Annotated in this window: 13 protein-coding genes and 1 pseudogene; 11 read left to right on the top strand and 3 right to left on the bottom strand. The window is 57.3% G+C overall.

Going from position 1 to position 8,364, the window contains the following annotated elements:
* The first annotated feature begins 646 nt into the window (after positions 1 to 646).
* Together PDO_RS05845 and PDO_RS05840 are read left to right on the top strand one after the other, a co-directional pair.
* Entirely contained in the window at positions 647 to 1,573 is a 927-nt protein-coding gene (locus PDO_RS05845; RefSeq protein WP_037072743.1) for an ImmA/IrrE family metallo-endopeptidase, read from the top strand.
* Positions 1,574 to 1,582: 9 nt separating this feature from the next.
* The gene (locus PDO_RS05840) at positions 1,583 to 2,221 is read left to right on the top strand and encodes a hypothetical protein (RefSeq protein WP_007599105.1); all 639 of its coding nucleotides are present in this window, start codon (positions 1,583 to 1,585) and stop codon (positions 2,219 to 2,221) included.
* On the opposite strand, the gene PDO_RS05835 is transcribed toward PDO_RS05840, so the two are convergent.
* Both PDO_RS05835 and PDO_RS26645 read right to left on the bottom strand, forming a co-directional pair.
* Complete coding sequence (locus tag PDO_RS05835) at positions 2,218 to 2,943, bottom strand: hypothetical protein (protein ID WP_007599103.1); 726 nt, start codon at positions 2,941 to 2,943, stop codon at positions 2,218 to 2,220. The genes PDO_RS05840 and PDO_RS05835 overlap by 4 nt on opposite strands.
* An 18-nt stretch (positions 2,944 to 2,961) precedes the next feature.
* A complete protein-coding gene (locus PDO_RS26645) occupies positions 2,962 to 3,771 on the bottom strand; it encodes an Arc family DNA-binding protein (protein ID WP_007599101.1) in 810 nt (269 codons plus the stop codon).
* Between the two features lie 109 nt (positions 3,772 to 3,880).
* Here PDO_RS26645 and PDO_RS28540 point away from each other — a divergent pair, with 109 nt between their 5' ends.
* From PDO_RS28540 to PDO_RS05795, 7 genes and pseudogenes are all read left to right on the top strand, one after another.
* Positions 3,881 to 4,057, top strand: coding sequence for a hypothetical protein (locus tag PDO_RS28540; protein ID WP_007599099.1), 177 nt, complete (start codon positions 3,881 to 3,883; stop codon positions 4,055 to 4,057).
* 131 nt (positions 4,058 to 4,188) lie between these two features.
* Positions 4,189 to 4,353 carry a hypothetical protein gene (locus PDO_RS28220; protein WP_160167021.1) on the top strand — a complete coding sequence of 55 codons (165 nt, stop codon included), beginning with the start codon at positions 4,189 to 4,191 and terminating at the stop codon, positions 4,351 to 4,353.
* Positions 4,343 to 4,852 (top strand): hypothetical protein, encoded by a 510-nt coding sequence (locus PDO_RS05815; protein WP_007599095.1) that lies wholly within the window; start codon positions 4,343 to 4,345, stop codon positions 4,850 to 4,852. Before PDO_RS28220 ends, PDO_RS05815 begins: the two co-directional genes overlap by 11 nt.
* Positions 4,849 to 5,088 (top strand): hypothetical protein, encoded by a 240-nt coding sequence (locus PDO_RS05810; RefSeq protein ID WP_007599093.1) that lies wholly within the window; start codon positions 4,849 to 4,851, stop codon positions 5,086 to 5,088. Before PDO_RS05815 ends, PDO_RS05810 begins: the two co-directional genes overlap by 4 nt.
* Before the next feature lie 2 nt (positions 5,089 to 5,090).
* Entirely contained in the window at positions 5,091 to 5,351 is a 261-nt protein-coding gene (locus PDO_RS05805; protein ID WP_007599092.1) for a helix-turn-helix transcriptional regulator, read from the top strand.
* Positions 5,335 to 6,453 (top strand): tyrosine-type recombinase/integrase, encoded by a 1,119-nt coding sequence (locus PDO_RS05800; protein WP_007599090.1) that lies wholly within the window; start codon positions 5,335 to 5,337, stop codon positions 6,451 to 6,453. The genes PDO_RS05805 and PDO_RS05800 overlap by 17 nt, the downstream gene beginning before the upstream one ends.
* Positions 6,446 to 6,580 (top strand): annotated as a pseudogene (locus PDO_RS05795) (DNA-packaging protein); the annotation flags it as partial. The gene PDO_RS05800 and the pseudogene PDO_RS05795, both read left to right, overlap by 8 nt.
* 191 nt (positions 6,581 to 6,771) lie before the next feature.
* On the opposite strand, the gene PDO_RS05790 reads toward PDO_RS05795, so the two are convergent.
* Entirely contained in the window at positions 6,772 to 7,098 is a 327-nt protein-coding gene (locus PDO_RS05790) for a hypothetical protein (RefSeq protein WP_007599083.1), read from the bottom strand.
* A gap of 30 nt (positions 7,099 to 7,128) precedes the next feature.
* Here PDO_RS05790 and PDO_RS05785 point away from each other — a divergent pair, with 30 nt between their 5' ends.
* Together PDO_RS05785 and PDO_RS05780 are read left to right on the top strand one after the other, a co-directional pair.
* A complete protein-coding gene (locus PDO_RS05785) occupies positions 7,129 to 7,743 on the top strand; it encodes a glycoside hydrolase family 19 protein (protein ID WP_007599081.1) in 615 nt (204 codons plus the stop codon).
* Between the two features lie 102 nt (positions 7,744 to 7,845).
* Positions 7,846 to 8,151, top strand: coding sequence for a Dabb family protein (locus tag PDO_RS05780; protein ID WP_007599079.1), 306 nt, complete (start codon positions 7,846 to 7,848; stop codon positions 8,149 to 8,151).
* The last annotated feature ends 213 nt before the right edge of the window (positions 8,152 to 8,364 follow it).

Genomic DNA, 8,364 nt, shown 5'->3' with positions numbered 1-8,364 from the left:
ATCAAGCCGCTGCAACTGAAAAATCAATGGGGCGTGGACGCCGCATACGGTTCAGGTTCGGGAGCTGGGAGAGCAGCTCTTGGCTCGATTGCGCGAGCATTTAGAGGCTGACGCAAAGTGGGAAGCGGTCGAATGCTGTGTTGGTTTCTGATGCCTTAATTGTGGTAACGCTATCGCGCCGCATTGCGCGCGATGGGAAGCTCCCACCCGAAGAAAGGTCCAAGCCTTCGACATTTCGGCCAAATCGCGTAGTCTCGCTATGCCGTTGAAAAAACGCGCTTCAACTCCGGGCTATCGGTATGAACAACGAGCTTTTCGGCACGAGACGACGGTGCTGGTTAGGACTGACCGCGGATCAGTGCTACGATGGCGCAAGAAAGATTTTCGTTGCAACCGGGTATTATTGGAGGAGTTCAATCTACCTTAGTGAGCCTGGTGCCTCTGCGAGGCGCGAGGTCGTACAATAAATTAAAGATGTGTGAGACATAATCTGGTCTTCACAACTTGAGATACTATTTGTAAGGCTTACCACTACTAACTGGAGGATGCCCCACTGATTCTAGCGCAATCCACGCCCGCAAAACTTGAACGAGAGCTCCGCACTGAGCTATCGGGGCTTGGTCTTGAGTGGAAGTCCCTCAAGGGTATGTTGCCAGACTGGGCCGACACTGCCTTCGACAGCAATTCTGGCGTTCTCGAACTTAAAACTTTCCTGTCTCGAAATGCAGGTCTTGAGGTTAGAGAAAACGGTCAACTCGCGAACCGAAACCTTCCTGCTGCATGCTTCAAAACAACCGTCGGGACTGCTCTCGATCAAGTCATAGCAGCGCGCGGTGTTGCGACCGCTTGTGCTCGTCTGGTCGCCAAGGCCACTACGGCCAAGTGGATGGGTATCCCAGAGAATCCAAGCGATTTTCGCGCGGCCGTTCTAAAGACGACGAACAAAACGTGGGTCGATCTACCTGTATTGCTCAACGCCTGCTGGTCGTTTGGGATTCCTGTCATTTACCTTCCCAACATGCCTGTCCAAGGCCGGAAGATGGAAGGGATGGTGACTTTCGTTGCTGGTCGTCCGGTCATCATTCTGACCAAGCGGGTACCTCATCCTGATTGGCTGCTTTTTGTTCTCGCTCACGAACTCGGTCACATCGCCAAAGGACATCTTCCTGAGCATGATGGCGAGGCCATCGTTGACGACACCGTTGATGTTGATGGCGGTGGACGTGACCAACAGGAAGAAGAAGCCAACGGATACTCGACGCATGTTCTTGCACCGGGAGGCAAGGAAGTCCGCCTGGGACAACCGCTTCCGAGAGCGCCCGAGTTGGCCGAGATCGCACTCGCCTATGCTCGTGCTCATGGTATGAGCCCTGGCTATGTGATCCTCAATGCCGTTCACAACTCTCTCGTCGGCGGAAAGAAGCCGTACGGACTGGGACAAGCTGCTTTGAAAGCACTCCCAGCGGAGAGCACCGCTGCAGAAACGTGCCGGCTTGCCCTGCAGAAGCACATCGATGTCGATGCCCTCAGAGACGACAGTATCGAGTATCTCGAGAAACTGTCACTGCTGTAGGACATCGCTGTGATTGGATTGTTTGACAGGGACGTATTTCTCAAGCTTTGTTGCTGCAATCTATGGTTTGAAGCCGTGGACGCACTGGGCATTACACAGCCCTATCGGTTGCAGTCGACTAGCAGCGAGCGGGCAAACCGCCGAAAAATCACACAGATGTTGAAAGAGGTCGATCCAGACGCGGCGGTGACTCGAGCGCAAGCCGTTGTCGCAGTAGTGCCTGCTTTGACTGATGATCTCATTGAGGCCATTTACGCGTCCGAGGGTTACAAGGTGCTGGCGGATGTCGACGGCATCGACGGTGGTGAACATGTCCTTGCGGCTATCCTCATCAACGAGCCGGAAGGGCGGGTTCTGCTTTCAGGGGACAAGCGTTTCGTCGACGCATTCCGTACACAGCGTCCTGAGCAGTGGGAAGCCGTATCGAACGCAGTCATCTCTTTTGAGATGTGCATGCTGGCAATCGAGATCATATATGGATTCGATTACATTCTTGAGCGTGCCATGCCGGTGAAACACTGCGACGGAACCCTGAAGCTCGCAATAAGCAATCAGCCGAGTGCTGAGGCGTTCCGCGAAGCTCTGACATCCTTCAATCCATGTCGGACGATGGCAGCGGCGGTCGTTCACTCGTCCACTATCGCTTAAGAATGATGGAGTGACCCGGTGGCTTCCAAGCTTAAGGTCATCGGCCGAGTGGGCTCTGCTCCGTGCTCAAGAGTGATTTGATATTCCTCCGCGAGCTTGCGCATACCCGCGAGCAAGCACATTCTCCCCACCGCCAGCTCCCGCATTTGGATGCCGAGCGCTCTATTGGACTGTTCATCGAACAGGGGAATGCCGGGATTTGTAATAAGGCCGAAAATTCGCATTGCCTCAGGTAGTGCAGTCTGAATTTGCACCAAGGCTGCCGCTGCAGTTCCATCCAACATGTACTCGCCTGCTAAAAACTGGGAGCGAGTGACAACTTGTCCCGTCCGGTTGAGGATGTACTCCATAGCATCTCGCTCAATTCTAAAATCACCCCTTATTTGCGGGACAAGGAGATTGGCCCATTTGTCGACAGCATCAAGCTCCGTGTAGCTCGGATTCAGGAAGCGCTCGGCCCGAACGGTTGCTTCTCGATCCTGCCGAGAAAGTAACTGCATGTGGCGCCGATTGACATTTCGATCGGTGAGCAACATCACACGAATGGTAATGACGGCAGCCAGCGCTGCGGCCCAACCACTCAAGGCGCCGAGCCAATTGCGGATCTGATCCGACTGAAGGCACGTTATCCAGTCGATGATTACTTTGTGATAGACAATGAGATTGATCGCCAGCGCAAAGAACAGCGCCGCAACGACAAATAGCTTACCTTGTCGGCTCATAAACTCCCCGCCTCAGCTTCAGGCCTTCTTCGCGCGGTCGCTTTTCGGCTTTTGAACCGGCGTTGGCGGGTCCGCCTGGTCCACGTTCCAATCCCAACCAGGTTTGGAGCTTTCCGCCGTGCCCCTCATTTGCGCACTTTCAAGTTCGCGGTCGAGCTGATCGAGCATCGCTTCAACACCCTCGGCACTTAGATCGACGCTCGCGAACGGGTCTGTTTCGATGGTCGCAGCTTCTTTCGAATTTCGTTTTTCCAGGTCGCGTCTTTCAACCCAGAACAGGCCTTCTTCATATCGGCGGCGTAGCATTGTAAGTTCCGAGCTTGTTAGCATCTCCAGCTCGGTTGCGGCTGATCGGATGAACTCAGGAACGGCATTGCTGTTCGTCACCATTTTTGCAAATTGGTTGAGCTGAACCGCTTTGCCATAGTAGAGCACAAAGTCGCGCTCCAGCCTTTCCCTTGTTTCCGCGACTTGGTCTCTCAGGTCAGCGTTTCTTAGAATCTCTTCCTGAAGACGATCAAGCGTGCGGACGTGGTCACTACCCGGTGCGTATTTCGCACTCAGAATTTCCGCAACTAGATCCGATTCCGTCATGTCGCGGGCGATTGCATCGATTTCGACTGATCGTTGCACCTCATCCGGAAGGGCAATGACCAGTTTATCCGGGCTCGGCATTTGGTAGGATTGCCTGAGGCGCTGGACAATTTCAGCGTTCATCGACCTTCCATTGAGATCCGCGGAAATCTTAATTTCGTCACGCAGGCCGTCAGGCATGCGGATCTGAAAGCGTTCAGCAAGTTGGCTCGGATACTTCGTTTCTTCGCTCATATCGCAGTGATGGCAAGTTGCACCTAAAAATGCAATGAGTGCTACTTGCACCCATGTGCCACTTGTGTCAAAAATCCAATGGATGCAACTCGCACTCATGGAGGTGAAGATGACAGAACGAAAAACGGAACGGGTTCCCGTCATGTTTGAACCGTCGCTCCTGCAGCAGATTGATGATTATCGTTTCGACAACCGAATTGGCTCGCGCGCAAAGGCATTGCGGCGGCTGATCGAGGTAGGGCTGATGGAGATGAAGGAAACGAAAAAGGGCGAAGTCACGGCCTGAGAACCGACTTCGCCCTTTTCCTAAATACCCAGAAAGGTATCCAAATGCATAAAGACCATATTACACCATCTGTCATTTTGGCAATGGTCTGCCCTCAGCTTCATGAAACACGGGCGCTGGACCACGTCGACATGGCAATTGACCTTCTTCGGGTTCTTCACCTGGCAATGAGGGCCGGCGACTACCACCAGGAAGGCGACGTGACGTCAATGGCCGACGTCACCTCAAGCACTCTGCAAATCCTGCTCAATGCCCGCGAGACGCTGAATGATGCGGAGGCTCGCCATGACCGGTAGCCATATACTCTCTCGCCGCGCATTCATAGCCATCGCTGCCGCCGGCTCCGCTGCAACTTTGCCTGCCGTGGCATTCGTCGAGGCGGGACATTCCATTGCCCCGCCTCGACAGCCTCAAGCCGTCGATGTTGACGACAGTCTGAGCCTCGATGCGCAGTTGTCGGTCTGTGTCGCGCAGCTCAGGGCCATACTTCTGAAAATGAACGAGAGTTGCAAAATCGAAGTGACGCGTGTGACGAGCGAGGACACCGGCGACCGCACAATCATCTTCACCACCCGGTATCCGCGAGGCGAATGGTCAGGCAATGGGCTCTATCTCTTGAGGCAAGGGCACGGCGAACACCCTTTTTGGGTCGATCTCATATGGTCGGATATGGACGGCTGCTGGATTTATGCAGCGGCCTGGTGGAACGGCGAAAACAAGGTTGGTCCGCGCCAGATCTACAGCGCCGAAACGCTGCCGATCATTCGCAAACTCGGCGAAGGGGCAGGGATATGATGGACGTTCAAGACAATTTGAGTGTTGCCTTTGACGCGTTGCGCGAAGCTGAAGCACTGTCGCGCCTCATGCAGATAAGCTTCGAATACTTTGCCGAGGAGGCGAGCGACAGCAAACAAATCCAGGAGTTCCTGGACCTTGGCTGTTCAATCGCCGTGATCCGAGAGCGTCTCGACCTGGTGCAAACAAAGATCGACTTGGCTCAAGGTGAGTTGAGAAATCGGTGGAGGGGATGAGGATGGCGAAGGCAATCAACGGTTCCCGCCCGCCATCCTTCGTCTCCATCGCCACGCTTGCCCGCGAACTGGACATGTCGGAAAGCAACGTCCGTTCAATGGTGAAACGCGGCACGCTACCTCCTCCGATACAACTGTCGACCGGCACAGTGCGTTGGAAGTGGAGCGACATTCAGGGCCTTATGGGAGGTGAGGGCAGCAGTTCTCAGGTTCCGAAAGCGGACCCATACATGCTGGGGGCACTCAATGCGACGAAAGCGTAGAGCTGGTTCTATAGAGCTTCCGGATTATGTCTGGGCGCAAGTGTCGCGCGGCAAGCCCTACTATTATTTCCAGAAGGGCCGGGGGACGAAAAACCCCGGCCCTCGCCATCGGCTTCCGGACATCCGGGCGCCTGAATTTTGGCCGGCATACAGAGCTTTGCTCGGCGAAGACAACGCGCTGCCGCCGCTCACCGTCGATTCAGCCATTGATAAATGGCTGATCGATGTTCGCGCAAAGAAGGGCATCCAACCCAGTTCGGCACTTTTCTATGAGCAATCGGTAAGGCCGGCGCGGAAGGCTTGGGGAGCGCTCTCGCCTGCAGGCCTGAAGGCGCGGCACGTCGAGGCGCTTTTCCATAGCATGGATGCCATACCAGGTGCCGCGAACAACTTTCTGTCGGCCATGCGTTCGTTCGGGAAGTGGCTCAGAAAGCATGAATACTCTGCCGTGATGATCACCGAGGGCTTGACTGCGCACAAGGCAGAGGCTGGCCATATGCCCTGGACGGCGGAGCAACTGGCGATCGCCGAGGCGAAGCTGACAGGCGCTGTTCGTCGTGGGTTCTTTCTCTACCGCTACAGCGGAATGCGCGGGAGCGATGTGGTTCGGCTCTGCCCGCACCATATCGATGACGGCGGGTTTGAGATCATCACCCAGAAGCGGAAGGTTCCCATTTTCTGCCCCATCTTGCCGGAGCTGGAGACGGAAATGGCTGGCTGGACAACGGTTGATGGTCCCCTTTTGCGACAGCAAGGGGGGCGGGCCGATGGCAAGCCATACACCCGCAAGCTCTTTTCCAAGCACTTCGCCGCGCAGCGCGACAAGATCGCCGGTCTGGCAGGCCTGACACTCCATGGCCTCCGGGCTACCGCCGTAGGGCGCTATCGAGCGGGCGGCATGACCGTTCCCCAGATCTGCGACATCGTCGGCATGTCGCCCGCCATGGTCGAGCGCTACAGCCGCAACGTGGATAGGAAAGCTTCGGCGAAAGCCGGCGTCCGGCAGATGCTCCAGACCGAGCAAGAAGCGCGAATTGCAAAACAATCTAAAAATGCAAAACAAGACGGTAGCAAAAACAATAAGTTAGGTAACAGAAGATGAAATGTGCGATTTCGGCCCGGATGGCCTGAGCAGCGGCCGTTCGCCCGACCGGCTCGACGCACTCGTCTGGGCGCTGACGGCGCTTCTGCTGGAGGGCGTCGGCGAGCCGCGCATCCGGGGGATCTGAGCGGGAGGCTTTGGTTTCGGTGTTCGTGTGGGTGTCTGCCCCTCATCTGCCTGCCGGCATCTTTTCCCCATCTTGACGGGGAGAAGAGCGGGTGGGGCTGGCGGCGCGGGCAAAACAAAACAGGGCAAAACAAAACCGGCGTCTTTCGGCGCCGGTCTGGGACTTGATGTGAAACTTGAGCGGTGGATCGCTTATTTCGAAGCGGTAGACGGCTGGGACGAGCTTGCGCGCATCTGGCGCCATTCGTTTTCCAGGCGTTCCAGCACATGGGCCGGAATAGGCGCCGATGACGTGGCTGATACGGCCGGGGCCTTGGTCTGGGAAGCGGTATTCGTCTGCATGTCTATCCTCCTCGCGTTGGAAGTCTGTGCCTCAAACGTCCTTGTGAGCGGAAGGTTCCACAGTGTTAAATCTTTGTAAATATGGGCCGATGCCCCTTTAAACGATTGAATTTTCTTCAATCGGTTTAAATCCGCAGATTTTTTCAGGCCCACCTGCGCGCCCTTGACCTTCGCCATTTTTTCACCCGCCAGAAGTGAGGGATCGCCATGCCGATCGCCAGAAAGACGTTCTTTGCCGGCGTCCGCGCTGCCGTGTTCGGCGGCCGGCTGACGGCTGATCAGGTGGCGGGCATGGAGGCGATTCTCACCCGGTTCGAGCGGCGCGGCTGGGGCGATCCGCGCTGCCTTGCCTATATGCTGGCCACCGCCCATCACGAGACGGCGGCAAGGATGCAGCCGGTGCGCGAGACGCTGGCGGCAACAGACGACGAAGCGATCGCCATCCTGGAACGCGCCTGGCGCGGCGGCCGGCTGCCCTGGGTGGCGACGCCCTACTGGCGGCGCGATGCGGACGCAAAGAGCTGGCTGGGACGGGGGCTGGTGCAACTGACGCACAAGGCCAATTATGCGGCGATGAGCCGGGTGACGGGTGTCGATCTCGTCGCCGATCCCGATCTGGCGCTGCGGCCTGACGTGGCGGTGGCGATCATGTTGGCCGGCATGACCGAGGGCACATTCACGGGCCATCGGCTGAAAGACTATTTCGACGGCCAGAAGGCCGACTGGACCGGCGCACGCCGGATCATCAACGGGCTGGAGCGGGCCGGCAAGGTGGCCGCGACGGCGAGGCTGTTCGACGCGGCGATCCGGGCGGGGCTGTGAGGCTGCTGTCGACCCGGTGCGGCATTGAGCGGGCGCGGCATTGAGCGGGCGCGCCGGCCATGCTATCGCGCCGCAGCATTGATCTGTTGCCGGGAGCTCGCCATGATCCGCCATATCGTCTTCTTCACCGTGCGGCCGGAAAATCTCGAGGCGGTGCAGGCGGGGCTGTCGATCCTGACCGGCATTCCGCATGCAAACCGGCTGGAAATCGGCACCAATGTGAAGACCGACCAGTTCGACCAAGGCATCGACCTCGTCGTCTACGGCGAATTCGACGATGCCGCAGCCTTGGCCGCCTACAAGGCGCATCCCCTCTATCAGGACAGCATCGACCGGGTGAAGCCGCTGCGCGAGGAGCGGTATGCGGCGGATTACGAGATTGGCGCGGCGGTGACGGCGGCGATGTAGGCGGCGAACGGCGCGCTGGCGGCTTGGGACTGCGCTTTGGGGCACCCCCCTCTGTCGGCTACGCCGACATCTCCCCCTCAAGGGGGGAGATTGCCCGCCAGACTTGTGCTCGACCCGTTTATTCGACGCATAGTGCCTCAGACATTTGCCGCACCGCCTTTGTGATGTTGTAGCGATACTGCCGATCGTTTGGCTGAGAGCCGTGCCGCACAT

Source organism: Rhizobium sp. PDO1-076, from assembly GCF_000247475.1.
GTDB lineage: Bacteria > Pseudomonadota > Alphaproteobacteria > Rhizobiales > Rhizobiaceae > Allorhizobium.
Note: the sequence above shows the minus strand (reverse complement) of the source record. Positions and strands in the feature narration are given on the sequence as shown.